Genomic DNA, 26,381 nt, shown 5'->3' on the forward strand with positions numbered 1-26,381 from the left:
TAAAACCAGGTCAGTTTTGTCCCCGCAAACACATAGAGTGTTTAGAATCACTCCCACTTCAAAATAGATAAATAAGTATTGCCATTTAAACAGGTCAAATCTATAATAAATTGGTAAACTAATCCATTGGGGGGATATTCTAGAATGAGCAACATTTTGGAGAAACAGAGTTTGTCAGCTCAACAATTGGCTTTGGTACAGTCGGAGATGGACAAAAAGAAAAAATCGAAGACGCTGGGATATTTATTATGGTGGTTTACAGGCACATTTGCAGGTCATCGTTTTTATGTCGGGGATACGGGCTACGCAGTTTGTATGCTATTATTCGGGATTTTTACTTTATTTATCTGGAATTTCGTAGACGTATTCTTCATTGGACGCAGAATGGAACTGAAGAATGATGAAATCGAAAGAAACATCATTCAAAAGGTTAAACTCTACTCCAATCAACCATCGGCAATTTAACTGTAGAACGAGAGGCTCTTCAAGGGCTTCTTTTTTTTGATATTCAAACGGTCTGGAAATCTCCAATCCTCCTACTCCATTAGACTCATTTTCATCCATTTACACAAAATTCATCCTATTTTTACAGTAGATGTTGTACGCTAAAAATATGAAAGACACTCAAGGAGGCGGAATACTTGAACAGGAAAATCCTCAGCATTGTTGCTCTTCTTTTCTCTTTTACCATTGCATGTGGCCAGGTTTCACCAAGTCAGATGAATGCAGATGGTTCGGGGTCCTGGACATCACCTTTGACAGTAACCCAGGCAATATCCAGTCAAAATGGTTCCACGCAGACAGTGGAAGGATATATTGTAGGTCAGCCGACTTCCACCACAACTGTCGTCACGAGCAATTTTCCAAACGATTATGCTTTCGCATTAGCCGATACATCCACGGAACTGAATACTTCAAACATGATATATGTACAGATTCCTTCATCATTCAGAACAAGCTTCGGTCTGAAAAGCAATCCGGACCTGCTTGGGGAAAAAATTAAAGTGACCGGCTCCCTTGCTGCTTATTTTTCACATCCCGGGTTGAAGTCTGCAACAGCATTCGAGTTGATAGGAGAGGAGGATCCGACAGACCCGCCTCCCACGGACCCTGAAGACCCGGTAGATCCACCTCCTGCCTACGAAGAATACTATAGCGACGCAGAAGGCAAAACGGGCTCAGCGTTGAAAACAGCACTCCATAACATCATCGATGACCATCAGACTCTCTCCTATGACGCGCTATGGGCAGCCTTGCGAGTAACAGATGAAGATCCAAACAATCCAAACAACGTCATTCTTCTTTATACAGGCCGTTCCCAATCGAAATCCTCAAATGGCGGGGGAGCAAATGATTGGAACCGCGAGCATGTCTGGGCAAAATCCCACGGTGACTTCGGAACATCGAGAGGGCCAGGCACCGATCTCCATCATTTAAGACCGACAGATGCTTCAGTTAACTCTTCTCGAAGCAATCTCGATTTCGACAACGGAGGAAGGGAACATACAGAGGCGCTTGGCAATTTTTACGACAGCGATTCCTGGGAGCCTCGTGATGAAGTGAAAGGGGACGTCGCCCGGATGCTATTCTATATGGCGGTCCGCTATGAAGGGGACAGCGGCGAACTCGACCTGGAGCTGAACAATAATGTGAACAATGGAAGTGCCCCGTATCACGGGAAAATGTCCGTCCTGTTAGAGTGGCATGAGGAAGACCCAGTTGATGCCCGTGAAATCAGACGGAATAATATCATTTATGAAGATTACCAGGGCAACCGTAACCCGTTCATAGACCACCCGGAATTTGCGGATTTGATTTGGTAGAGAAGAGACGCTTGGGAGCTGCCAAGCGTCTTTTTTCAATGGATGTTGAGAGTTTTATAGGTTATGAGACCACGATTGGTCGCCGGAAGGGATAACGTGGTCTCAAAAGGGCGGAATGAGGCCGCGATCGGGCAGAAACAAGGAAATGGCGGTCTCAAAAAGGGGGAATGAGACCGCGATCGGGCAGAAACAAGGAAATGGCGGTTTCAAAGATGTGGAATGAGACCGCGATCGGGCAGAAACAAGGAAATGGTGGTCTCAAAAAGGTGGAATGAGACCGCAATCGCACGCCAAAAGAAAATCATGGTCTCAAAAACCAAAATAGAATCATCCCTGCAAAATAATCATAAACCATACCTAATTCCTAATAAATGTGAAATAACAAACAACAAACTTCCATTCCCGAAGCAATAGTCATAATAAGGATATATGATGGTGACACAGATATTGGTATTTGGTATAATTGTTATCGGTTACAAATTTAAATATTGAGAGCAGTCTGAAAAATAGAAAGCTTCGGAGGGGGCGGGCATGAATCTACTAAACTTATATCAAAATAACTATTTGATCGTGGTTGTATTCTTGGCTCTAGGGGTTTTATTACCGGTGGTTGCGCTTGCGATAGGGAGACTGTTGCGTCCGCACAAACCGACTGCAGCTAAGCAAACGACCTATGAAAGTGGAATTGATCCTTTTCATGATTCACGTGTCCAGTTTAATGTTCGTTATTACATATTTGCTCTGTTGTTCGTCATTTTTGACGTAGAGACAGTTTTCCTTTATCCATGGGCGGTGGCATACGAGAAATTAGGAATCTTTGCATTGATTGAGATGCTGATTTTCGTCGTGATGCTGCTGATCGGATTAATCTATGCTTGGAAGAAGAAGGTGTTGAAATGGATCTAAATCTAGAGAGTGTATCACCAGAGGAAATGGAAGAGCTCAAGCAGACCGTCTTCCTTACAACATTGGAGGAGCTAAAAGCATGGGCGCGCTCAAACTCGATGTGGCCGATGACATTTGGACTTGCCTGTTGTGCGATCGAGATGATGGGGGTAGGTTCCTCTCATTACGATTTGGATCGCTTTGGGTCCTTTTTCCGTACATCTCCGCGCCAATCGGACTGTATGATCGTTTCAGGAACCGTGACGAAAAAGATGGCACCAGTCCTGAAACGCCTATATGATCAGATGCCTGAGCCGAAGTGGGTCATTGCAATGGGATCCTGTGCTACTGCAGGTGGTCCGTATATCAAATCCTATGCCGTTGTCAAAGGAGTGGACCAGATTGTACCTGTAGACGTGTACATACCGGGATGCCCGCCAAATCCAGCGGCTCTTATTTATGGAATCAATAAATTGAGAGAGAAAATTCGCCACGAAGCTAAGACAGGGAAGCAGGTGATCTAGTAGTGAGCGATGAAAAAAGCCTAGAAGAACAAAAGAGGGAAGCCGCGGCGAAAGCGAAGGCAGCAGCCCTGGCAAAATTGAAAGCGAAGCAGGAGCAGGAGACGGGCGGCGATTCAGCTGATGACGTGGACCTTGCGAAAAAGAAAGCGGCAGCGGCGGCAAAGGCCAAAGCAGCGGCACTAGCGAAGCAAAAGGCGAAAGAAATGCAGGAAGCGGCACCAGCTGAAGAAACAGCAGCACCAGCAGAGGATGATGCAAAAGAGCTTGCGAAAAAGAAAGCTGCAGCCGCAGCGAAAGCAAAGGCAGCAGCACTGGCCAAGCAAAAAGCGAAAGTGCAGGAAGCACAGGCCGAACCTGCAGAATCAGCAGGAGACGCAGACGACCTCGACCTCGCAAAAAAGAAAGCGGCAGCCGCGGCAAAAGCAAAAGCCGCAGCAGCAGCGAAGGCCAAAGCGGCCGCTCTGGCGAAGCAAAACGGTGAAAACGCCGACTCAAGCTCAAGTGACGCAGGAATCGATGAAAAAGCAAAAGCGATCGCAGCGGCAAAAGCCAAAGCAGCGGCAGCCGCCAAGGCAAAGGCAGCGGCACTCGCAAAGCAGAACCGCGAAGGTGGTGCATCAGACCAGCCTGCTGAAGGCGATGACCTAGCCAAAGAAAAAGCGAAAGCAATCGCAGCGGCGAAAGCGAAGGCAGCAGCGGCAGCCAAGGCCAAAGCAGCGGCAGCAGCAAAAGCGGGCGGCGACACGGGAGCAGCAGAGGATGCGGACGCACCACAAGCTGCGCCATCCCCGAACCAGAAGTACCTGGACAAGTACGTCAAGGTGATTAACGACCATCTCGGCGAGGACGTTTTGGAAGATTCCTATATTAATGCCCTTTCCAAAGATGTACCGACTTTGGTTGCCAAACCCGAGACCTATTTTAAAATAGCAGAATTTTTAAGATATAATGAACAGCTGACGTTTGAATATTTGTCGGAGATGCACGGATCTGATTTTGAGACGCACATGGAGATCTACAATCATTTTTACTCCTATAAGAATCGTCAGTCGGTGGCATTGAAGGTGAAAATAGATCGTGACAATCCTGTCATCCCATCCCTTGTGCCATTGTGGGAGGGAGCAAACTGGCCGGAGCGTGAAACGTATGACCTACTTGGGGTCCAGTTTACCGGACATCCTAATATGACGCGAATCATGATGCCGGATGAGTGGGTCGGTCATCCGCTTCGAAAAGATTATGAGCCGTACGATGTGGAGGTGTAGCAGATGATTCGCACGGAGGAAATGCTTTTAAATGTAGGACCGCAGCATCCGAGTACGCACGGGGTGTTCCGTCTGGTGGTCAAGATTGATGGGGAAATCATCAAGGAGGCTACACCTGTCGTCGGATACCTGCATCGCGGGACGGAGAAGCTTGCGGAAAACCTGCAGTATACACAGATCATCCCTTATACGGACCGCATGGACTACCTATCTGCGATGACAAACAACTATGTGCTCTGTCACGCAGTGGAGACGATGATGGGGCTTGAGATCCCGGATCGTGCCGAGTACCTTCGTGTGCTTGCGATGGAGCTTGGCCGTGTGGCGAGTCATCTTGTCTGGTATGGAACGTATCTCCTCGATATCGGGGCGGTCAGTCCATTCCTATATGCGTTCCGTGAGCGCGAAATGATCATCAATCTTTTGAATGAGCTGTCAGGTGCCCGATTGACCTTCAACTATATGCGTGTTGGAGGCGTGAAGTGGGATGCGCCGGAGGGCTGGATTGAAAAAGTTGCCGAGTTTGTTCCTTATATGAGGGAGCAATTGAAGGGCTATCACGACCTGGTGACAGGAAACGAGATTTTCATGAGCCGTGTAAAAGGGGTGGGCCGCTATACGAAGGAGGATGCACTTGCATACTCACTTAGTGGTGCGAACCTGCGTTGTACCGGCGTAAAATGGGACCTTCGCAAGGATGAGCCGTATTCCATCTATGACCGCTTTGACTTTGATGTTCCGACCCGTGATGGTGGGGACGCATGGGCACGTTACCATTGCCGCATGGAGGAAATCGAGGAGTCCTTGAAAATCATCGAGCAAGCGGTGGAACAGTTCCCGGCAGAGGGCGAGATCATGGCGAAGGTGCCGCGGATCATCAAGGCGCCAAAGGGTGAGGCATATGTACGCATAGAATCTCCTCGCGGGGAGATCGGCTGCTATATTGCCAGCGATGGAAAAAAAGAGCCATACCGCCTGAAGTTCCGTCGCCCATCGTTCTACAACCTGCAGATCTTGCCGAAGCTGCTTGAAGGGGAGAACATGGCGAACCTGATCACCATTTTGGGGGCAATTGATATTGTCCTTGGGGAGGTTGATGGTTAATGGTACAAAATCTGCTGGAATCATCACCTTCCTGGACGAATTTTTTCATATTCTTCGGACTGGCAACAGCCCTGTTACTTGCGGTGCTTGGCTTCGTTACATACGGAATCCTGGCTGAGCGTAAAGTAATGGGCTTCATGCAGGGACGTATGGGACCAAACCAGGTTGGGGGTTCATGGGGCCTCCTGCAAACTGTGGCAGACGTCCTGAAACTATTAATCAAGGAAGATACCATCCCCAAGGATGCGGACCGACCATTATACATTTTGGCGCCAGTCATCGCGTTTACACCGGCATTCCTGGTGCTGGCTGCGATTCCGTTCACCGACAAATTTCAATTTGCCGATATCGGGGTCGGCTTGCTGTACTACATCGCCATTTCCGGCATCACGACAGTTGGGGTTGTGGCAGCAGGCTGGGCGTCCAATAATAAATACTCACTTTTAGGAGGCATGCGTGCTGCGGCACAGATGATTTCCTATGAAGTACCGCTTGTCATGAGTGTAATCGGTGTGGTTCTTTTAGCAGGAAGCTTGAACCTCAACGAAATCGTGGCAGCGCAAGGCGATACAACCTGGTTCATCCTTCTGCAGCCAGCGGCATTCCTGATTTTCATGATTGCCTCTGTCGCAGAACTGAACCGTACACCATTCGACTTGCCTGAAGCGGAGTCGGAGCTTGTAGCAGGTTACCATGTCGAATATTCCGGCTTCCGCTGGGCATTCTTCATGCTTGCGGAGTATGTGTACCTGTTCGCAATGGCATCCTTGACAACCGTCCTTTTCCTTGGAGGCTGGTTGGCTCCATTCGGCGGATTCCTGGACTTCATTCCTGGTGCCATCTGGTTCGCGTTGAAGTTCAGCTTAGTCGTATTCTTCCTTATCTGGATTCGTGTCACGTTCCCTCGCCTCAGAGCGGATCAACTGATGGAATTCGGTTGGAAAGTACTACTGCCGGTTGCTTTGGCAAACATCTTTTTCACAGCGATCATTAAGGAAATCTTTTTTAAATAATGTTTAATTTGTTGTTTTAAAAAAATGTTTAAAACCGTGAGTTGATTGTAGCGGAAGACACTTGACTCCTGCGGGAACTTAGAGGGAAGTGGGAGACCCCACAGGCAAAGCTGAGGAGGCTCCCACCCTCCCCGGGGAATCTTGTGTCCCTCGCTGCAATCAACGGGCAAACTTTTAACAAAAACACCAATAAAAATGCCTTTCTTACTTAGCGTAACGGAAGAATAGGGGTGAAGCGAAATGCGCGGTCTTGCAAAAGGTTTGAAATATACCCTACAAAACTTATCCAAGAAAAAAGTGACATACAACTACCCGAAGGAGCCGCTTCCACTACCGGATCGGTTCCGCGGCATCCAGAAATTCTACCCGGAAAAGTGCATCGTCTGTAACCAGTGTGCCAACATCTGTCCGACAGACTGTATCCAGCTTACCGGGAAAAAGCATCCGGATCCGACGAAAAAAGGGAAAATCATCGATACGTACGATATCAACTTTGAAATCTGTATCCTGTGCGATCTTTGTACAGAGGTCTGCCCGACAGAAGCGATCATCATGACAAACAACTTCGAGCTTGCGGAATATAGCCGCGATCGACTTTTCAAGAATCTCGAGTGGCTTGATGAAAACGATACGAACATCAGAAGGGAGAATAAAGCATGAGTATATCCGGTGAATTTATTGCCTTCATAGGGCTCGCGCTTGCTGCGATTGCCGGTGGCGTGCTCATGCTGAATCTGACGAAGGTCGTGCACATGGTCGTCGCTCTTGTGTTCACCTTCATCAGCATCGCCGGCATTTATGTGATGCTTTCCGCTGAGTTCGTGGCATTTGTGCAGATTCTCATCTACTCCGGTGCCATCACGATCATCATGCTGTTCGGGATCATGCTTACGCGCCATAACGATGAAACCGAGACTGCGGGACTTCTTCGGAAAATTCTCGTGGGCCTTGGTGTCCTAGGGTTCGCCGGGCTGATGTATTTTGGCGTGTACAACCTCGATCTTGGCAGCGGTGCCGCTGACCTGCATGTGGACAACACTGAGCAGATCGGTCTTGCCATCTATGCAAAATACGTGATTCCATTCGAGCTGACATCGGTGTTGTTGCTAGTGGCACTTGTCGGAGCGATCATTTTGGCAAAACGCGATGACGTGGAAGAGGAGGCGACAAAGGAATGACAACAGTTCCATTATCGGCCTACCTGGTATTAGCGCTCATTCTATTCTGTATCGGCCTTTACGGGGCACTGACCAAAAGAAACACGGTCATCGTGCTGATCTGTATCGAGCTGATGCTGAATGCGGTGAATATAAACCTAGTTGCTTTTAGTAAATTTGGTATTAACCCGTCGATTACAGGGCAAGTGTTTTCTCTGTTTACCATAACGGTCGCAGCAGCTGAAGCAGCGGTAGGGTTAGCTATCCTGATTGCGCTATATCGCAACCGGAAGACGGTAAATATCGATGAAATGAATTCGTTGAAGAATTAAAGGAAGTTCAAAAAGTCCGGTAAAAATAGCTTCGAATTTCTGCGTCAGCTTAGTCTCTCCGCTCCTCATGTATCTCATAATACACTGCGGTGCTCGAGCCTTCGCTTCCTTGAACTTCTTTGCTCTTTTTATCCTCCTTTTTGAACCCGGAATTAACGAACTTGCTTGATAAAAGCGTGGGAACAATACAAGCCCGCGTAAGAGAAGGGGACTTGATACGATGATGGAAAATGCTTGGATCATCCCGCTTTTTCCGCTGATCTCCTTTATCCTACTCTTGTTCATTGGGAAAAAACTGAAAGAATCGAGTGCGTTTGTGGGAATGGCGCTCATCGGCTTTTCACTGATTTTTTCTATAATGGCACTATGGGAGCGGTTTTCGGCACCAACCTTCAAGGCCACATTCGAATGGCTTAAAATCGGCGATGTGACCTTGACGGCGGGATATGAAGTGAATCAATTGAATGCCTTGATGCTTGTCGTAGTATCACTTGTCAGCTTATTAGTACATATCTATTCCAAAGGGTATATGCACGGAGATGAGCGTTTCCACATCTTCTACGCCTACCTCGGGCTCTTTACCTTTGCCATGCTGGCCTTAGTGATTTCGCCTAACCTGCTCCAGCTCTATATTTTCTGGGAGCTTGTGGGACTGGGATCGTTCTTGCTCATTGGATTCTATTTCTTTAAAGAAGATGCAAAAGCTGCTGCCAAAAAAGCGTTCATCATGACGCGTATCGGGGATGTCGGATTGTTCATCGGGATCATCCTTTTATTCTGGCAGGTTGGAAGCTTTGAATATGATGCGATTTTTGCAGCTGTTAATGCAGGAGTGATTTCTGCAGGCATGCTGACCCTCATCGCGATCCTGATCTTCATCGGGGCGATGGGGAAATCCGGTCAATTCCCGCTGCACTCCTGGCTGCCGGATGCGATGGAAGGTCCGACACCGGTATCCGCCCTCATCCACGCCGCGACAATGGTTGCAGCAGGGGTCTACCTGGTAGCGAGCCTGTTCCCGCTATTCGCAGCAAGTGAAACAGCCTTGATGACAGTTGCAATCGTTGGTGCGTTCACCGCGATCTTTGCCGCATCGATCGGCCTTGTTCAAAAGGATATTAAAAGAGTACTAGCCTACTCGACTGTGAGTCAGTTAGGCTTCATGATGCTGGCGCTGGGCTCTGCTGGTTATGTGGCAGGGGTGTTCCACCTGACCACACATGCTTTCTTCAAAGCCTTGCTGTTCCTTGCAGCAGGTAGCGTCATCCATGCCGCACATACCCAGAATATCGATGAGATGGGCGGACTATGGAAAAAAATGCGTACAACCGGAATCCTGTTCTTGATCGGAACGCTCGCGATCACCGGGGTGCCATTGTTCTCCGGATTCTTCAGTAAGGAAGAGATCCTGATTGCCGCTTGGGTAAACGGGAATCCGTTCCTTTTTGCACTAGCCTTGATTGCTGCATTCTTTACTGCGTTCTACATGTTCCGCCTGTTTTTCCTGGTTTTTACCGGCGAGGCACGCGGGGACCAGCGCCATGCCCACGAATCGCCGTCCGTCATGACCATCCCGATGATGGTGCTAGGCGTCTTGGCAGTCGTGGCTGGGTACATGAATACCCCGTGGTTCGGTCATTTCCTGGGAGATTGGCTGACAGAAGGAACCGACATGTACGGCCCGTCCCATATTGAAGGCCCGGCATGGATCATGGTCGCTGCAATCCTCGTTTCCATCGTTGGAATCGGCATTGCGTACCTGATCTACTACCGCCGTTCCATCGACCGTGCGACGTTCAGCACAGGAGCACCGCATTTGTACGGAATCTTACGAAACAAATATTTTGTCGATGAGTTCTATAAAATGACATTCGTCTACGGAACCAAAGTAATCAGCCTCTTCCTGAAGTATGTCGATGAATTCCTCGTTCACGGGACGATGAAGGGCATCGCCTATGCGACCCAATCCATCGGACGCCTTGGCGCGAAAATGCAGAACGGCCAGACGCAGGTCTATAGCGCTGTCGCATTTGTCGGCCTGGCCATTCTATTGCTTATTTTTGCATTCACAGGGGGGTACATAGGATGAACAGCTTGTTCTTGTCAATCTTGATTTTCGCCCCTCTTTTAGGTGTACTGGCACTACTGTTTATACCAAAAACAAACGAGAAGCTGATCAAAATAGTCGGTTTTGCAGCAACCTTGCCTTCCTTGATTTTCGCCATCATCGCGTTCTGGCAGTACAAGGCGGGAGCGGGGCTGGAGCAATTTGCCGTAAAAGCGGAATGGTTCAGCTTCGGCAACAAGGAAGCGATGAAAGGCCTCTACGGGATCGAGCTCTACCAGCCGATTTCCTATGAGCTTGGCATCGATGGATTTTCACTTGTGATGATCCTTCTGACCGCCGTGCTTTCAACGCTTGCAGCGATTGCCTCCATCCATATCAAAAAAGAGTGGAAGGGATACTTCATCCTGTTCCTTCTATTACAGATCGGGATGCTGGGAGTCTTTGCTTCTGAAAATCTATTATTATTCTTCTTTTTCTTTGAATTGACGTTGATTCCGATGTTCTTCCTGATCGGGAAGTGGGGTTATTTTGAAAAAGAGAATGCCGCATACCGTTTCCTTATCTACAACGGACTTGGATCTGCGATATTGCTTATCGTCTTTGTCATTCTTTTTGCAAAAACAGGAACGATGAATATTGCGGATATCACGTATCTGTTCCATTCCGGCAACGATGCATTGATCGGCGGCATGACGGATGATTTCCGACTTGGCCTGTTGATCGCGCTGCTTGTTGCATTCGGGATCAAGCTGCCGATCGTGCCGCTCCACAGCTGGATGCTGAAGGTGCACGTTCAGGCTCCGCCATCGATCGTCATGCTGCATGCCGGCGTTCTGCTGAAAATCGGGGCATTCGGTCTGATCCGTTTCGGGGTGGGAATCTTCCCTGAGCAGTTCGAACAGCTTGCGCTCGTTCTTGCGATTCTTGGTGTCGTGAACCTTCTATATGGAGCGTTCCTTGCACTGATTCAAACAGATTTTAAAATGGTACTGGCATACTCCAGTATCTCGCATATGGGAATTGTGCTGATCGGACTTGCTTCCATGAACGAAGCGGGCATCCAGGGAGCCATTTTCCAAGTCGTTTCCCACGGCTTCATCGCAGCACTCCTGTTCTTCCTGATCGGCGTGATGCATGAGCGTGTTGGCACGACAACGATTGACAAGCTTGGTGGCTTGGCAAAAGTGATGCCACTTACGGCAGGGTTTTTCCTCGTCGGTGCAATGGCGTCACTAGGATTGCCGGGTATGTCCGGATTTGTCAGTGAGTTCCTCGCATTCCTTGGACTGTTCAAGGAAATGCCGGTTGTGGCGGCAGTCGGGACACTCGGAATCATCCTGACAGCGACTTACCTGCTGCGTGCGGTGATGGGCATGACCTTCGGGAAAACGGCAGCATATGGGGAAAAAGTGGTCGACATTCGCGGGGTGGAATTCATTCCTGTTGTCGCGATGCTATTCTTCATCGTGCTGATCGGTGTCTATCCAAGCATCCTGGCAGAACCGCTTCAGGCAACCATCGAAGCCATTATTTTAGGAATAGGAGGGTGATGAAAGATGGATTTAGATACGCTGCTCAGCTTTGAGTGGGGAGCAATGGCACCGGAATTCATCATCCTTGGTGTAATCACTCTTTTAACTCTGTTGGATTTATTTTTGCCAAAATACGTGGACCGACGCATTCTCGGATGGATCGGGTTTGCGGGAATATTGGCTGCGATCCTATTTGTGGTACTGTCCTACTTTGATGAGGGCGGGGTCACGAGCATCCTTTTTGAAACCTATCGATTGGACAGCTTCGCAAAAGGCTTCAAGCTTCTGTTGTTGGCAGGATCGGCATTTGTCATGCTGATGGCGGTCAGCTACGAACCGAAGGAAGGCTTGAAGGAATATCGCGGAGAATTTTACTATCTACTATTGGCAGGAACCCTTGGAACCATGTTCATGGCGTCAAGCGGAGACCTGATCACCTTGTTTGTAGGATTGGAGCTATTGTCCCTATCCTCCTACGTGCTGGCTGGACTGCGCAAAAAGAACCTGAAGTCCAACGAAGCAGCGATGAAATATGTCATCAACGGCGGAATCGCCACTGCCATCACGCTATTCGGGATGAGCTATGTGTATGGATTGACCGGCACGACCAACCTGTTGGAAATGCAGCAGATCCTGATGCAAACCCGTGCAGGTGACATGCAATTCCTGTTGATGATGGCCTTTGTAATGATGTTTGTCGGATTGTCCTTTAAACTCGCCACCGCCCCGTTCCATATGTGGGCCCCGGACGTGTACCAAGGTTCACCGACACCTGTAACGGCATTCCTGGCGGTCGTTTCCAAAACGGCGGGCTTTGTCATCATCGCACGATTGTTCATCACGCTGTTCTTGATGACACCTGCCGCTGAAGGGCAGAACTCCATGCTCTTCTCGCTAAAAGATATGATTGCAATTCTTGCGGTCGTTTCGATGGTAGTCGGGAATGCAGTCGCGCTGCGTCAGCGCAATGTCAAAAGAATGCTCGCCTACTCCGGGATCGCACACGCAGGCTACCTGCTTGTCGCGATCAGCTCGATCAACCTGTTGTTCCTCTTTGAGACAATGTGGTTCTACTTGGCGGCATACCTTCTGATGAACATCGGGGCTTTGGCTGTATTGCAGGTGCTTTCATCGAAGGACGATTCCGAAGATCTGAGCCAATTCGCCGGATTGTACCGACGCTCGCCTGTGTTGGCTGTGCTGATGAGCATCTTCCTATTATCACTTGCCGGAATTCCGGGAACCGCCGGATTCATCGGAAAGCTAGGGATATTTGTCGGCGCGATCACAGAACCGTCCAAGGCATATGTACTTGCTTCGGTGCTGATCGCAACCACCGTCATCTCGTATTTTTACTATTTTGGTATCATGACCCAAATGTTCTTCCGTCCAGCAGCAAGCCAAGAGAAAATCACCGTACCAGTGGGAATCTGGATCACGGTCATCCTCTGTGCACTCGGGACAATCGCATTTGGAATCATGCCAGGCCTGGCACTCGACTTCTACAACGGAAACCTCGACGTGCTCATGGACTTCTTCGCCCCTGGCAGATGATATAACTGGTTAAATGCATAGGCAAGCGGTTTGGAAGTAAAAAGGGGTATATGGTTTAATGGGAGGAGGAGCATGGGGATGTGCTCCTTCTCTTTTTTATAGGGGCCAATTAATAGGGGCCTGACCCGCTGTGCGTTAAAGTGCTAAAGTTACGGTTTCCTCTAAACACTTATATCATTTCAAGTGCTGATAAAAGTATACATAAATAATAATTACAAAATGGAGAAAGGAGATGCAGTATGGTTGGTATTGGCGTACAATCATTGATCAGCATCCTGTCGCATCTGCTTTTCATCAGCATCACCTGGTGGGCGCTGCAGGCCATCCATTATGAAAAATGGATGAAGCCGAATCGTGTGGTGCAGATGAGACTGCTGTTAATTCTGGTGACAATTGCAATCGGATCAGCGGTAAGCAATTTCTTTTTGGATTACCTGTTTCTGTCGCAGCGATTGCCGATGATGTGGTAAGTAGGAGTCAACCGAAAATAGGGAGCCGAGGCGAAGTGGTGTGCCTCGGCTCTTTGATTTGGTTACGTATAAAGGATTAGGAATGGAGAGTGTGCGGCCGGCAGTATAGCCAATTAGCGAATCGACGAATTGGGGAATGACGGATTGTGCCGAAGATTGGGTTTTGTGCATAAACCATTCATTTTTGAGCGCAAATCAAAAGTTTTGTGCGAATCGTCCTGATTTTTCAGCGCAAATTGAAAAAATTGTGCGAATCCTCGTCATTTTTGTGCATAAGCACGCATTTGGCATAGTCGTTCACCATTTCAACCTAAGAAAATGGAGCTAATCCTCCTGAAAACAATAAAAACAGTTACCCGAACACATTTTTAACGACATCCCATCAACCCTTAAAGATCAAAACCCACAAAACTATTGGTAATATCCTCCAATTAAATGCATACCCATGTAAAAAGTCCTGCCATTTGCTGACATCAGTCAACAAAAAATAATGAATTTAAAAAGTGTGCGCCTTTCGACATATGTCGAAAATCTCCTGCCGGGGTCTGGCCCCTAATTAAAGTTTTTTGATGTTTTTTTGGTGGTATTTTTGCTAACCCACAATGAGAAATTTGACGATTATTCCCATGTATGACGCGGCTTTAGGTGGTAAGAATGGATAGTAAGGAGAGAAGTGGGAAAGGGACGTGGGGGATATGACAAGAGATAAGGTTTGGAGCGGTGAAACGGGGAAGAAGACTGTGCAGCGGGTAATTAGTTTGATTTTTGTTTTGGTTGTATGTTTTACTGGTGTAATTCTTGGGAATGAAAGAAGCAGAGCTCAATTACCAACCGAAATCAGTACTGAGATACTTGAAATTGCTCAGGTTTTTCAAGAGAAAAAAATTAATATTAAAGAGTGGAAACTTTATGGCAGAAACAACGTCTATAAAATTAGGGATTTAGTAGGTTTTCAAAAAGAGGTAAATGGTTTAAAAAAGAAGATGGGCCATTTAAACTGGACTGTGGAAGTGGAAGATGATCAGTGGAAAGCGATTGGAACTCATTATAATGATTCATTAAAGCAGGAAGAATCCCTTCAGCTCATCACAACCCACACAAACTCAAGCAAGACATCGTACTTATTATATGAGGTCACTGGATATGGTTGGGAAAAAACCTCGGCTAGGGAGATACTAAAGGACTTCCATTCTAATCTTACCAAAATTTCTCAAGAGAACATTGAAATATTTAGTTGTATGACAGGCGATTTCAGTGATAAAATTGAAGGTGGTTTGCAAAATACGACAAATATTTTGTTGGACGCATTTTCAGCAAGAGTAATCGAAGAGTTGAATGAAGATACCTTTGTTTCAGTTTCAGCATACACTGAATTATGGAATAATGTTCTTCCGACACAACATGGAAAGATGAACTTACAAATTGGGTTACGAAAACAAGGATTGGGCGATAAGACTACCGTGATTGTAGGCACGCCAATTATTACTGTTGAATATTAATATATAGAACATATGACGCGGAGGGGAAAATTTTGGAAAAAATTATTGTCCGCGGTGGACAAAGGTTGAAAGGTACTGTAAAAGTAGAAGGAGCAAAAAATGCAGTACTACCTGTTATCGCCGCAACACTATTAGCTAGCAAAGGCAAATGCGAAATCTTAAATGTACCAGAGCTCTCCGACGTTTATACGATTAACGAGGTTTTGCGTTTTCTTAATGCCGATGTTGATTTTGAAAATAATCGTATAACTGTCGATGCAACGAGAGAGTTGAATATCGAAGCACCATTTGAATATGTAAGAAAGATGCGTGCATCCGTACTTGTAATGGGATCATTGCTTGCTCGAAACGGAAAAGCGAAAATTGCTTTACCTGGTGGATGTGCAATCGGTTCTAGACCGGTTGATCAGCATTTAAAAGGATTCGAAGCGATGGGTGCGAAAGTGAAAGTAGGAAATGGTTATATCGACGCTGAAGTAGACGGAAGACTAAAAGGCGCGAAAATATATTTGGACTTCCCAAGTGTAGGGGCTACGGAAAACATCATGATGGCGGCGACGCTTGCTGAAGGTACGACAATCATGGAAAACGTAGCAAAAGAGCCGGAAATCGTGGACTTGGCGAACTTCTTGAACTCTATGGGAGCGAAGGTTCGCGGCGCGGGTACTGGAACATTAAGAATCGAAGGTGTGTCTGAGCTTCACGGCTGTAAACACGACATCATCCCTGACCGTATTGAAGCGGGTACTTTCATGGTAGCAGCTGCAATCACAGGCGGAGACGTAATCGTTGAAGGCGCAGTGCCGGAACACTCCAGCTCACTTATTGCCAAAATGGAAGAAATGGGCGTTAAATTCGAAGAAGTCGAAAACGGATTACGTGTTATCGGACCAGAAAAGCTGAAGGCAATTGACATTAAAACAATGCCTCACCCTGGATTCCCGACTGATATGCAGTCTCAAATGATGTCTCTGCTACTAGCGGCTGAAGGCACAAGTATGATCACGGAAACTGTATTCGAAAATCGCTTCATGCACGTGGAAGAATTCCGTCGCATGAACGGTGACATCAAGATTGAAGGTCGTTCTGTTGTAATAAACGGACCAGCAAGCTTACAGGGTGCAGAAGTAGCGGCGACAGACTTGCGTGCAGCAGCAGCATTAACCTTGGCGGGATTAATTGCAGATGGATATACACGCGTTACAGAACTGAAACACCTAGATCGTGGCTATGTGAACTTCCACAACAAGCTGGCAGCTCTTGGTGCAGACATCGAACGTGTAAGCTCAATGGAACAAGAACAAACAGTCATCCTTGAGCAAATTAAAGAAGCATAAACCTTCCTAATAACATATATTCTACGAAGAGGGTCAAACTCCTGCTGGGGTCTGGCCCTCTTTTTAATTTTTTTCACCTCATTTATTATGGATTGTTCTATTATTTTTATTCCACTTTTTTTAAAAAAATGCATTTTCACAGGAATGTAACATTTTCCAGTTATGCGTAATGTGTTGGAGATATTTTTTCTCCCGCTTTCTTTCTATAGAAACGCCTGACAAAACTTGCCCAGTTTTTAGTCATAATTGCTTGTCCGTCCCCATAAGAATGAAAGAGTAAAGGTGCTTACAACTACTCAAAATTTTTAACGGAGGCTCGACGCTATGAGAAACTTAAAACCATTCATCGTACTCACATCCATCCTTTTCGTCATGGTATTAATGATACCAACATTGCTAGTCATGCCGTTCACCGACAAAGTGAGTGGAAAACTCGCCGAAGAACTCCAGAACAAGCAGCAGGCCCAGTCATCAGTAGCGGAATCACCCATCGATGTAGCGGTGTACCGTGCGAATAAAGATGTAATAGAAAACATTCCATTGGAAGAGTACGTGGTGGGGGTGGTGGCCTCTGAAATGCCTGCAGATTTTGAAGAAGAGGCATTAAAGGCACAGGCGCTCGCTGCTCGAACGTTTATTTTAAGGCATCTGTTGGCGGGGGAGAAGATTGGGACGCCTGAGGGTGCTGATGTGACGGATACGGTGGCACATCAAGTGTATAAAGGGCAAGAAGAACTTAAAGCGATCTGGAAAGGCGATTATGATTGGAAGCTTGCAAAAGTGACAGGAGCCGTAAAAGCAACAGCCGGCCAGATTCTTACCTATAACAATGAACCGATCACCGCAAGCTTCTTCTCCACAAGCAACGGGAAAACGGAAAACTCAGAAGAATACTGGCAAAATGAATATCCATATTTACGTAGTGTCGATAGCCCATGGGACATTGATACGCCTAAATTCCTGAAGCAGGTAAGCCTATCTGTTGCCGATTTCCAAAACAAACTCGGCGTACAGCTTGGTTCAGATGGCACGGTAGGAAAGATCACCGCCCGCACCACCGGAAACCGTGTCGATACGGTCGAAATCAACGGCAAGCAGCTGACAGGAAGGGAAGTCCGCGAAAAGCTGAAACTGCAATCAAGCGACTTCAGTTGGGAGTGGAAGGGTGACAACATCGTCATCACCACAAAAGGCTACGGGCACGGCGTCGGGATGAGCCAATACGGAGCGAATGGCATGGCGCTTGAGGGGAAAAAGCATTCGGATATTGTGGCGCACTATTATAAAGGTGTCGAGATCGGGAGTGCGGAGCAGTATTTGACGAAGCTGACGGCGAAGCAATAACAATAGAAAGAAACCCGTATCGCTTATTTGAGTGATACGGGCTTTTTGAATTTGGCTTCGATTTTTTGTAAAAGGTAACCGAGTTTTTTGAACCGGGTGCCGAAGTATGCCTGATGAATAAAGAAAAATGCTATCAGCACGCCGATTGTGTCCTTCACAAAGTCAATCACGGTTGCCGACCTGGCAGGGACGAAGGATTGGTGGATTTCGTCTGTGAGGCCGTAGGCGATGGCGATGGCTGCGCAGAGGATGTTTGTTTTTGTTGTGAGTTTACCGTCTATTAGGAAGAATAGCGCGAGCATAACGTACAGAATCCCGAATTCAATGAGATGGAGTGATTCTTTAAAAGCGTTGTCCCAGGACATTCCGGTGTCCACGAATGCATCTGCTGGGTTGCTGGATAGAAACCAGATGAATGCCATATAGGCGAATGGTGCGAGTTTTAAATAAAATCTGACAGTGGTGCGAAACATATGGGGTGCTCCTTTATCATGTATATTGTTGTGGTTATGGACAATTTGAGCTTTGCAGTTATAAAAGCGGTTGAAGAGTTTAGTTATAAGACCACCAAACCGTGCGGCTGGCAAAATGGCGGCACCAAAAGTGGTTTATGAGACCACCAAACCATGCGGCTGGCAAAATGCCGGTCCCAAAAGTGGTTTATGAGACCACCAAACCGTGCGGCTGGCAAAATGGCGGCACCAAAAGTGGTTTATGAGACCACCAAACCAGGCAACCGCCAAAATGCCGGTCCCAAAAGTGGTTTATGAGACCACCAAACCGTACGGCTGCCAAAATGACGGTCCCAAAAGTGGTTTATGAGACCACCAAACCGTGCAACCGCCAAAATGACGGCACCAAAAGTGGTTTATGAGACCATCAAACAAGGCAACCGCCAAAATGACGGCACCAAAAGTTTTTATGAGACCACCAAACAAGGCAACCGCCAAAATGACGGCACCAAAGTCGACACTCAACCACCTAATCATACCAAAACTATAAACTATTCGACACCTATCCCACATCTCCTGCCGGGGTCTGGCCCCCTTCAATACAAAAGCTGCAAAAAAAACTTCCCCCCTCATGCATAATTCCACCAACTTTGAAGAAAAATAAGTTTTTTAAAATTTTTTTCGTCTCTGTGTATATTATTCTCTGATTCTGTTCAGAATGATTGCTGAGGTGATGATACAATGAGAGAGGAAGAAAAGAAACGGACTTCTCAACAATCAAATTGGCAGCGTTTAATGAAAAAGCGTTGGGTATTCCCGGCAATCTACCTAGCAAGCGCAGCAATCATTTTGACAGCGGTTTTAATGTTCCAAGCAGGTAACACGGAAACAAATCCAGAGGATGAAAGCAACAACGGACAAGGACCAACTACTTCATACAATGAAGACGATGCAGTAGAGGTTAACCGTCCAGTCGAGAACTTCGTGATGCCGGTGACGGACAAGAATTCCGCAGTGATCGAAAAGCAATTCTGGGATGCGGATGCATCCGAGGAAGAGCAAGAGGCATCTTTCGTATACTACAATGGTATGTACCATCCAAACACTGGGGTAGATATCAAAATGAAAGATGGCGAAACGTTTGACGTCGTAGCATCTTTAAGTGGAACTGTAACTCGTGCAGAAGAAGACAGACTTTTAGGTAATGTTGTAGAAATCGAGCATTTGAATGGTGTTAAAACTTACTACCAGGCACTTTCCAATGTAACAGTTAAAGCTGGTGATTTCGTAGACCAAGGCCAAAAGATCGCAGAAGCAGGTACAAGCCTGATGAACAAGGATTCCGTCCACGTTCACTTTGAAATTCGCAAAGATTCTGTAGCAGTAAATCCTACTGAGTACTTTGACAGACCGGTAACAGCGCTTCTTGACGAAGAGGGACAAGCTTCCGAAGAGAGCAGCGAGCCGGCTGACGAGCAGGAAAAAAAGCCAGCTGAAGGCGAAGACAAGCCTGAAGATGGAGAAGAAAAAGAAGGCGACGAAGGAACTGACTCCGAAGAGGAAGAAGAAAACGTCAGCTATCTAACTTAATACGAAGTCTTGTAAGATAAATGATTGCGAGAGCACCCCTCCTTAAGAGTGGGTGCTTTTTTTCTTGTCACTTTTCCCTTTCTTTAAAAATGTCAACAACCACATTGCCAAATAGGACTTTACTATCAGTGGATTATCCTATGAAACCGCTTTAATATAAAGATAAGAAATGACAAGGGGGGCAAAAAAATGAGCTCTAATAATTCAAATTCTAATTATAAAGTGAAAATACAGCGTTTTGGGAGTCATCTTAGTGGAATGATCATGCCCAATATCGGAGCATTTATTGCTTGGGGGTTGATTACGGCATTATTTATACCAACTGGTTGGTGGCCAAATGAAGAATTGGCAACATTAGTTGGACCGATGATCAATTACCTGCTGCCGATCTTGATTGGTTTTACAGGTGGACGCATGGTCTATGACTTGCGTGGTGGGGTAGTTGGTGCCACTGCGACGATGGGTGTCATCGTTGGGGCGGACATCCCGATGTTCCTTGGGGCTATGGTAATGGGACCTCTTGGTGGTTATGCAATCAAGAAGTTCGACAAAGCCATTGATGGAAAAGTGAAGCAAGGGTTCGAAATGCTGATCAACAACTTCTCGGCTGGGATTATCGCAGGGATCCTTACGATTATCGGATTCAAGGCAATCGGACCAATCGTATTGACTCTGAACAAGACATTGGCAGCCGGAGTAGAAACACTGGTAGATGCAAACCTGTTGCCACTAGCGAGCATTCTGATTGAGCCGGCAAAAGTGCTTTTCTTGAACAACGCCATCAATCATGGAATCCTCGGTCCAATCGGAATTGAACAGGCTGCCCGAGAAGGAATGTCCATACTGTTCCTGCTTGAAGCGAACCCTGGACCAGGTCTTGGTATCCTCTTGGCATTCATGGTTTTCGGAAAAGGAATGGCAAAACAGTCCGCTTCCGGTGCGACCATTATCCATTTCTTCGGAGGGATTCATGAAATCTACTTCCCGTATATCCTGATGAAGCCGGCTCTTATTTTAGCGGCAATCGGAGGGGGAGCATCTGGCGTATTCACCTTACTATTGTTCAATGGTGGATTGGTCGCAGCGCCGTCACCAGGAAGTATTTTTGCAGTCATGGCCTTGACGCCTAGAGGTGGATTCCTGCCGGTTATTGCAGGTGTGCTAGTTGCTTCTGTTGTATCGTTCCTGATTGCATCTGTTATTTTAAAAGGATCAAAGGAAATCGACGAAACAGAACTTGCAAAAGCGACAGAAAAAACTTCCGAATTAAAAGGAAAAGAAAGCAGAGCTTCTGTACTGGTTAAAAAAGAAGAAACACCTGTCGAAGAGAAAGAAGTAAACAAAATCATTTTTGCATGTGATGCGGGAATGGGCTCGAGCGCAATGGGAGCCTCCATCATGAAGAACAAAATGAAAAAGGCAGGACTTTCCATTGATGTCGCAAACTCGTCCATCAATAATATCCCGATGGATGCTGACATTGTCATCACGCATAAAGATCTAACCGATCGTGCAAAAGCAAAACATCCAGAAGCAAAGCATATTTCTGTTGAGAACTTCTTGAACAGCCCTAAATATGATGAGCTTATCGAAAAATTGAAATAACCACAAAAGAGGGACGGAGCTCATAAGCTCTGTCCTTTCTCTTTGCTCCAGGCACGAAATTCTTTTTAAAAAATGTCAACAACTATTCCGCCGAATCTGCATTTTCCTTCTGTTGAACCTATAAGAATGCTGGCGTATGATTAAACTATCAACATAGTAATTAAATTTTGTCATCATCCAAGTGTATTGGAGTGAGCGCTATGTACGTTACTGCCAGAGAACGGCAGATACTCGAGAGACTGCTATCGTCGGAGGAAGAAATGACGGTGAGGGACCTCGCAAATGAAATCGATGTCAGTACCCGCACCATCCATCGTGACCTGAAGGATGTTGAGGATATTTTAAAGAATTACGACCTGTCCCTGGTTAAAAAATCAGGTGTGGGCGTACAAATCATAGGGGATAAAAAGAATATAGAAGATTTAAGGCTGTTCCTGTTCAAGGTAGACCACAATCAATATACCGCCGAGGAGCGGCATGTCATCATTTTATGCACGCTTCTTGAGTCCGTGGAGCCGGTCAAGCTCATTGCCCTGGCCAACGACCTGAATGTCACCATCGCGACCATCAGCAATGATCTGAACAAGGTCGAGGAGCGGCTGCACAGGATGGGCAATTTATCGCTCATCCGTAAAAGAGGGTATGGAGTCGAGATAACCGGCGATGAATCTGCGAAAAGAAAAGCGATGAGCAAGGTCATCACAGAAAATGTGGATGAATATGAACTTCTTTCCCTGATACGGGAGAATATCCAGAAGAAATCCACGCCGAATGACTCCATTTCGGAGCGGCTGCTCGGCCTGGTGGATAAAAAAAATCTGCTTATCGTGGAACGTGCCGTGGATGATATCAATAGGGAGCTTCCTTATTCGATAGCAGACAGTGCCTATATGGGTCTGGTCGTCCACCTTGCCCTGGCAATGGAACGAATCCTGCGCGGAGAGAATATCTCCATGGATCAGCACTATTTGGCGACACTTCAGGAAACACCCGAATTCAAGGTCGCGGAGAAAATTCTCGACAAGCTGGAAAGGGTGTACCAAAAGGTGATTCCGACAGCTGAGACAGGGTATATCACTATGCATCTGCTCGGTGCCAAGCTCCGGCAGGACAAAGAATATTTTATAGAAGATACCGGCCTGCAGGATGCGATACGGGCAAAGAACCTGATCCTCTTTGTGGAAAAGAAAGTGCACCAGGAGCTGTCGGATAACCAGTCCCTCCTGCAGGGATTGATGGCGCATTTAGGGCCGGCGCTTTTCCGGATCAAACAGAATATGGGGATCAGCAATCCTTTATTGACGAGAATCAAAATGGAATACACCGAGTTGTTTTCCATCGTCAATGAGGGCGTGAAGGTTGTGTTTGCGGACCTTGAGGTGCCAGAAGAGGAAATTGGCTATCTGGTGATGCATTTCGGTTCCGCGCTTTTGAACATTCATCAGCGGAAGCCAATGCGTGCGCTCGTGGTGTGCTCTACAGGAATCGGAACGTCCAAGATGCTTGCTACGAGGCTGCAAAAGGAAATTCCAGATATCAAAATCTGTAAAAATGTTTCCCTGTTTGAAATGCAACAGACCGATTACGAAAATTATGACCTTATCATTTCCACGATTCGGCTTCCAGAGATCGAAAAAGAATACCTGATCGTCAATCCGATGCTTACAGAAAAAGAAGTCGAGAAGATCAAACAGTTTATCCATCAGCAGACGAAAAAGAAGCTGCTGGAAATAGGGGACTATCAGAAAATCGCACAAGAGCTGCAGGAGCTGCCAATTGGGCTCGTGGCGGAAAACATGAACAAACTATCTCACTACGCAGAAACGATTGCAACGGTTCTCGCAGGCTTTACTGTCTTAAAGAATGATCAAGAACTTACTATACATGAGGCGTTAAGCGAGACCTGCCATCACCTGGAGAAAAAAGGGGCGCTCTTGTCGGCTGATGAAGTTCTAAGTGATCTGCTGGATCGGGAAAAGCTTGGCGGACTGGGGATACCGGATACGAAGCTGGCGCTATTCCATGCAAAAAGTGGTGCGGTCAAAGAGCCGGCATTTTCGGTATATGCCCTCCACCAGCCACTTGCAACAAGAGGAATGGATCAATCCGAAATGGAAGTGGAGTCCCTTTTGGTACTGCTGTCTCCGGAAAGCATCCAGCACGAGTCATTGGAGGTGCTAAGTCAGATAAGCGCCATCATCATCGAAAACGAAAAGAGCATATCCCGGTTCGAATCACAGGATGAACAACAAATGGGAAAATTTCTGGCTGCAAAGCTTAATCAATTTTTTCAAGAAAAACTAACAGAACTAAGGAGTGTTTAACTATGGCATTACCAATCTTGGCAAAAGAAAACATCGTATTGAACGCATCAGCAGGAACAAAAGAAGAAGCAATTGAAATGACAGGCAGATTGCTTGTTCAACGAGGATATGTAGAGCCTTCCTATATCGGAAAAATGCTCGAGCGCGAGGAACTGACTTCCACCTATATGGGCAACTTTGTTGCGATTCCGCATGGCACGGAAGATGCGAAAAAAGCGGTAAAAGAATCCGGAATTGCCATCCTGCAAGTTCCAAGCGGCGTGGAGTTCGGGGCAGGAAATGAAGTGAAGCTCCTGATCGGCATAGCTGGAAAAGACAATGAGCACCTGGACATCCTTTCCCAGATTGCCATTGTTTGTTCCGAAGAGGAAAATGTACAAAAAATAGTGGAGGCAACCTCCGCAGAAGAAATCCTGGAACTATTCGAAGGAGTCAACTAACATGCAGGCACTTCATTTTGGAGCAGGTAATATCGGGAGAGGCTTTATCGGAGCCCTTTTATATCAAGCGGGCTACCATACCACCTTTGTCGATGTGAACAGCGAAATCGTCGATCTCATCAATGATAGACAAGCGTATCGCGTCGTGTTGGCGGACCAGACACAAGAGGAATTGCTGGTGAAAAATGTTTCTGCCATCAACAGTATGTCCCAGCCTGAAGAGCTGGAAGAGGCCATTGTAAAAGCGGATATCATTACGACCGCAGTGGGCCCGTCGATTTTGCCTATCATTGCAAAAGCCTTGGTAAAAGGACTTCGCAAAAGGATTGAAAGCAACCGGTCCCCCCTTAACATCATCGCATGTGAAAATCTGATAGGGGGAAGCTCCTTGTTGAAAATGCATGTGTATGAGCAGCTGGCACCGGATGAGAAGGAGGAGTTCGACCAATCCTTTGCATTCCCGGACGCTGCAGTCGACCGCATCGTGCCGAACCAGACGAACGAAGACAAGCTTCTGGTAACAGTAGAGCCCTACTACGAGTGGGTGGTGGACCGCTCCGCAATCATTGGCGAAACGCCGGACATCAAGGGCATCACCTATGTGGACGACCTGACCCCCTATATAGAACGAAAGCTGTTTACCGTTAACACCGGGCATGCCGTAGCGGCATATATCGGCTACCAGAAAGGGTTCCCTACGATCGATGAAGCCCTGCAGGATGAAACGGTGAAGAGATTAGTGGAGTCGGCACTGAATGAAACAGGAATGGTACTGATCGGCAAGTATAGATTCGATAAAGCCGAGCACCAGGCATACATTCATAAAATCCTGGCACGCTTTGAGAATCCCTACATTACCGACGAAGTAACCCGTGTCGGTAGAGCCCCGATGCGAAAGCTGAGCGAAAATGACCGACTTATAGCACCAGCCAAGCAATACCAGGAGCTATACGGCAACTCGCCTGCAAGTCTTGCAAAAGCCATCGCTGCCGCACTCACCTACGATGTAAAAGAAGATGAAGAAGCAATGGCCATCCAGCAGCTCATCCAACAAAAAGGCCTCGACCAAGCCATAGAAGAGATTACAGGGCTTAACAGAAGTTCAGAGCTGGCCAAGAGGATATTGGCGGAAGTGGAAAAGCTAGTTTAATAGGTCACAAAAAAGACAAAATAAATCCCTACTTACAGGCATAAATCAACACACAACTGGGTATAATAAAACTACCGATACAAAGCAACACAACAGCGCAACAAATAGAGAATGTCTCGACCGTTGAACGAGGGTACCGTTCAGCGGTTTTTTTGTTTTTTGTGGGGGGAGGACGAGGGGTTTTTATAAAAATATCAAATCGGGGCCAGACCCCAGCAGGATTTTCCTCTCCCATGTAGAACCTATAACAGTTCAACACCTAAATACCCAAAAAAAGAAAGGAAGATGTCACAAAGATGCCTAGAAAACAAAGATTGTGGTTCAAGGGAGCGAAGTACCACGTCACCACACGGGGGAACCGCCAGAGCAATATTTTCATGGAAGCCGACGATTACATCATGTACCTCTACACCATCAAGCAAGCAAAAAAGAAATTTCACTTCTACCTTCACGCCTACTGCCTCATGTCCAACCACACCCATCTCCAAATCGAAACCACCGATACCGACATCAGCAAAATCATGCACTATATCAACACAAAATATGCCGTGTACATCAACCGCAAATACAAATGGAACGGCCATCTTTTCCAAGGTCGATTCGGCGAGAAGCTGATCATGGACCCTGTCTATGAAATCGAGGTCAGCAAATACATCCATCTTAACCCTGTCCGCGCCAAACTCGTCACCAAGCCGGAAGAATACCCCTGGAGCAGCTACCGCACCTACTTTTATAACCGCAAGGACGACCCCATCATCACTACCGGTCACATCCTGAAATACTTCACAGACCACCCAACAGGATCCTATGCCAACTACATCCAAACCCCCAATACCAGAATCCATTTCACACCCAACCGAAAAGTAAAATTTTCTATTTTGAAAAAATAAAGAAAATTAAGTATAATAGACAT

24 protein-coding genes are annotated in these 26,381 nt (G+C 46.8%); 23 read left to right on the top strand and 1 reads right to left on the bottom strand.

Translation table 11 applies throughout. The features are described 5' to 3' along the window. Positions 1-144 precede the first annotated feature (144 nt). From ACFVAD_RS16150 to spoIID, 17 genes are all read left to right on the top strand, one after another. Entirely contained in the window at positions 145-465 is a 321-nt protein-coding gene (locus tag ACFVAD_RS16150) for a TM2 domain-containing protein (RefSeq protein ID WP_386642198.1), read from the top strand. 176 nt (positions 466-641) lie between these two features. Next, positions 642-1,823 carry an endonuclease gene (locus ACFVAD_RS16155; RefSeq protein WP_386642201.1) on the top strand — a complete coding sequence of 394 codons (1,182 nt, stop codon included), beginning with the start codon at positions 642-644 and terminating at the stop codon, positions 1,821-1,823. Between the two features lie 531 nt (positions 1,824-2,354). Beyond that, positions 2,355-2,729, top strand: a complete 375-nt coding sequence (locus ACFVAD_RS16160) for an NADH-quinone oxidoreductase subunit A (protein ID WP_386642204.1) — start codon at positions 2,355-2,357, stop codon at positions 2,727-2,729. Then, a complete protein-coding gene (locus tag ACFVAD_RS16165; protein ID WP_386642207.1) occupies positions 2,720-3,232 on the top strand; it encodes a NuoB/complex I 20 kDa subunit family protein in 513 nt (170 codons plus the stop codon). Before ACFVAD_RS16160 ends, ACFVAD_RS16165 begins: the two co-directional genes overlap by 10 nt. A gap of 2 nt (positions 3,233-3,234) precedes the next feature. Next, on the top strand, positions 3,235-4,497 hold the full coding sequence (locus tag ACFVAD_RS16170; RefSeq protein WP_386642210.1) for an NADH-quinone oxidoreductase subunit C: 1,263 nt from the start codon (positions 3,235-3,237) through the stop codon (positions 4,495-4,497). A 3-nt stretch (positions 4,498-4,500) separates the two neighbouring features. Next, a complete protein-coding gene (locus ACFVAD_RS16175) occupies positions 4,501-5,601 on the top strand; it encodes an NADH-quinone oxidoreductase subunit D (protein WP_224839742.1) in 1,101 nt (366 codons plus the stop codon). Further along, positions 5,601-6,614 (top strand): NADH-quinone oxidoreductase subunit NuoH, encoded by a 1,014-nt coding sequence (nuoH, locus tag ACFVAD_RS16180; RefSeq protein WP_386642213.1) that lies wholly within the window; start codon positions 5,601-5,603, stop codon positions 6,612-6,614. The genes ACFVAD_RS16175 and nuoH overlap by 1 nt, the downstream gene beginning before the upstream one ends. 240 nt (positions 6,615-6,854) lie before the next feature. Beyond that, positions 6,855-7,274 (top strand): NADH-quinone oxidoreductase subunit NuoI, encoded by a 420-nt coding sequence (nuoI, locus tag ACFVAD_RS16185; protein WP_204412996.1) that lies wholly within the window; start codon positions 6,855-6,857, stop codon positions 7,272-7,274. Continuing rightward, complete coding sequence (locus ACFVAD_RS16190) at positions 7,271-7,792, top strand: NADH-quinone oxidoreductase subunit J (RefSeq protein WP_386642217.1); 522 nt, start codon at positions 7,271-7,273, stop codon at positions 7,790-7,792. The genes nuoI and ACFVAD_RS16190 overlap by 4 nt, the downstream gene beginning before the upstream one ends. After that, entirely contained in the window at positions 7,789-8,103 is a 315-nt protein-coding gene (gene nuoK, locus ACFVAD_RS16195) for an NADH-quinone oxidoreductase subunit NuoK (protein WP_386642220.1), read from the top strand. The genes ACFVAD_RS16190 and nuoK overlap by 4 nt, the downstream gene beginning before the upstream one ends. A 220-nt stretch (positions 8,104-8,323) precedes the next feature. Next, entirely contained in the window at positions 8,324-10,192 is a 1,869-nt protein-coding gene (gene nuoL, locus ACFVAD_RS16200; protein ID WP_386642223.1) for an NADH-quinone oxidoreductase subunit L, read from the top strand. Then, on the top strand, positions 10,189-11,721 hold the full coding sequence (locus ACFVAD_RS16205) for a complex I subunit 4 family protein (protein WP_386642226.1): 1,533 nt from the start codon (positions 10,189-10,191) through the stop codon (positions 11,719-11,721). The genes nuoL and ACFVAD_RS16205 overlap by 4 nt, the downstream gene beginning before the upstream one ends. 6 nt (positions 11,722-11,727) lie before the next feature. Further along, a complete protein-coding gene (gene nuoN / locus ACFVAD_RS16210; protein ID WP_386642229.1) occupies positions 11,728-13,257 on the top strand; it encodes an NADH-quinone oxidoreductase subunit NuoN in 1,530 nt (509 codons plus the stop codon). Positions 13,258-13,496: 239 nt separating this feature from the next. Beyond that, the gene (locus ACFVAD_RS16215; protein ID WP_386642231.1) at positions 13,497-13,727 is read left to right on the top strand and encodes a DUF1146 family protein; all 231 of its coding nucleotides are present in this window, start codon (positions 13,497-13,499) and stop codon (positions 13,725-13,727) included. Positions 13,728-14,422: 695 nt separating this feature from the next. Continuing rightward, positions 14,423-15,226: a YwmB family TATA-box binding protein gene (locus tag ACFVAD_RS16220; RefSeq protein ID WP_386642234.1), complete on the top strand. Its 804-nt coding sequence runs from the start codon at positions 14,423-14,425 to the stop codon at positions 15,224-15,226. A gap of 32 nt (positions 15,227-15,258) precedes the next feature. Then, complete coding sequence (gene murA, locus ACFVAD_RS16225) at positions 15,259-16,563, top strand: UDP-N-acetylglucosamine 1-carboxyvinyltransferase (protein ID WP_386642237.1); 1,305 nt, start codon at positions 15,259-15,261, stop codon at positions 16,561-16,563. A 324-nt stretch (positions 16,564-16,887) separates the two neighbouring features. Then, positions 16,888-17,907, top strand: coding sequence for a stage II sporulation protein D (gene spoIID, locus ACFVAD_RS16230; protein ID WP_386642240.1), 1,020 nt, complete (start codon positions 16,888-16,890; stop codon positions 17,905-17,907). 23 nt (positions 17,908-17,930) lie between these two features. On the opposite strand, the gene ACFVAD_RS16235 is transcribed toward spoIID, so the two are convergent. After that, a complete protein-coding gene (locus ACFVAD_RS16235; protein WP_386642243.1) occupies positions 17,931-18,380 on the bottom strand; it encodes a VanZ family protein in 450 nt (149 codons plus the stop codon). A gap of 720 nt (positions 18,381-19,100) precedes the next feature. Here ACFVAD_RS16235 and spoIIQ point away from each other — a divergent pair. The 6 genes from spoIIQ to ACFVAD_RS16265 all read left to right on the top strand — a co-directional run bounded on the left by spoIIQ (position 19,101) and on the right by ACFVAD_RS16265 (position 26,358). Next, positions 19,101-19,949, top strand: coding sequence for a stage II sporulation protein SpoIIQ (gene spoIIQ / locus ACFVAD_RS16240; RefSeq protein ID WP_386642246.1), 849 nt, complete (start codon positions 19,101-19,103; stop codon positions 19,947-19,949). A gap of 189 nt (positions 19,950-20,138) precedes the next feature. Beyond that, positions 20,139-21,554, top strand: a complete 1,416-nt coding sequence (locus ACFVAD_RS16245) for a PTS mannitol transporter subunit IIBC (protein ID WP_386642248.1) — start codon at positions 20,139-20,141, stop codon at positions 21,552-21,554. Between the two features lie 200 nt (positions 21,555-21,754). Then, positions 21,755-23,878 carry a BglG family transcription antiterminator gene (locus ACFVAD_RS16250; RefSeq protein ID WP_386642251.1) on the top strand — a complete coding sequence of 708 codons (2,124 nt, stop codon included), beginning with the start codon at positions 21,755-21,757 and terminating at the stop codon, positions 23,876-23,878. A 2-nt stretch (positions 23,879-23,880) separates the two neighbouring features. Next, positions 23,881-24,318, top strand: coding sequence for a PTS mannitol transporter subunit IIA (locus tag ACFVAD_RS16255; protein WP_386642253.1), 438 nt, complete (start codon positions 23,881-23,883; stop codon positions 24,316-24,318). A gap of 1 nt (position 24,319) precedes the next feature. After that, a complete protein-coding gene (locus ACFVAD_RS16260; RefSeq protein WP_386642256.1) occupies positions 24,320-25,468 on the top strand; it encodes a mannitol-1-phosphate 5-dehydrogenase in 1,149 nt (382 codons plus the stop codon). A gap of 377 nt (positions 25,469-25,845) precedes the next feature. Further along, positions 25,846-26,358, top strand: coding sequence for a transposase (locus ACFVAD_RS16265; protein WP_386642390.1), 513 nt, complete (start codon positions 25,846-25,848; stop codon positions 26,356-26,358). Positions 26,359-26,381: the final 23 nt, after the last annotated feature.

The sequence above is a fragment of the Sutcliffiella sp. NPDC057660 genome (assembly GCF_042800035.1).
GTDB lineage: Bacteria > Bacillota > Bacilli > Bacillales > Bacillaceae_I > Sutcliffiella_A.